The sequence below is a fragment of the Fodinicurvata sediminis DSM 21159 genome (assembly GCF_000420625.1).
GTDB classification, from domain to species: Bacteria; Pseudomonadota; Alphaproteobacteria; order Kiloniellales; family DSM-21159; genus Fodinicurvata; species Fodinicurvata sediminis.
Window position 1 is genome coordinate 1 of record NZ_ATVH01000012.1, and the last position, 1,103, is coordinate 1,103.

Sequence of the window (1,103 nt, forward strand, 5' to 3'; positions counted from 1 at the left end):
ACAACGGCGAGAACCGCGGCGGTCAGGTTCCCGATCAGATTGGCCATGACCCGGACGGTGATGGTGGTTCGAGCGAGGCGTTGGTTGCCGAGTTGGACGATCCTGCGAGTTCGGTGACGGTAACGGTTTCGAACCTGTACAACACCGAGGATCAGGGCGAGTACGGCCAGGTGACGCTGTTCAACTCGCAGGGCGAGGTTCTGGGCAAGGTTCTGTTCGGTTCTGCACCTGAGGAAGACTTTGCGGATTACGAGGGTGTTTATCAGCAGGTTGATTTCGACGGTGGCACCAACGTTGGGACGATCGACCTGAAGGCGTCTGATTTCTGCGAGGGCGAGGCGATCGGGTCTCTGGCGTTCGAGGCGGTTCCGTATGGCGGCGCTGAGACGGGTGGCATCGAGACTGGCGACAGCTCGGATTACTTTGTGCGCGAGATCGACTACACGAAGGCGTCGATCGAGGGCTGGACGTTCCCTGAGGACGGCGCGGAGTTGTCCTCGGCGCATGGCGCTGAGGGTGATGGTGAGAACCTTGTCATTCCGGTGAAGCTTGTGGCTGCGACGCAGGACAACGACGGTTCCGAGGGCATCACGCGGATGACGTTGCGCAACCGCGGCGAGGGCCAGGAGGCGCGTGTCTGGCAGGTGAAGGATGCCGAAGCCGAGGGCAATATCGTTGAGTCTCCGTCCGAGTGGGTCCTGATCAATGTTCCTGGCAAGGACGGCGGTGAGGGTGGCCAGGGTCTGGCGCGCCTAGCCGATGATGGGGATCTGGTTCTGAATTTCGGGCGCAATGCGCTGAAGGTTGCGGAGACCCAGGAGAACGATGCGTGGATCGACATTTTCGAGCAGGCTCCGGGGCCGGAGTCCGTTGATCTGTCGGGTGTCGTGAGCCTGAAGCTGCCGATTGACGACAGCAACGATTTCGAGGTGAACGCGACGACGCAGACGACGGAGTACGACGACGACGCGTTCAGCAACCTGGACGATCGCATTCTGGAAGAGAACTGGCGCGAGATCTGCGAGGGCGACTGCGGGGACAAGACGGCCGATCAGTTCGTCTCCCAGCAGTTCAACGTTTCGGGTGTTGTTGCCGAGGCTGAG

The 1,103-nt window shown here is 61.0% G+C and carries 1 protein-coding gene; it reads left to right on the forward strand.

The genetic code is table 11. From position 1 onward, the window contains the following. Positions 1-1,103: hypothetical protein (locus G502_RS22380; RefSeq protein WP_040487710.1), on the forward strand; the 1,103-nt coding region annotated here is incomplete at both ends.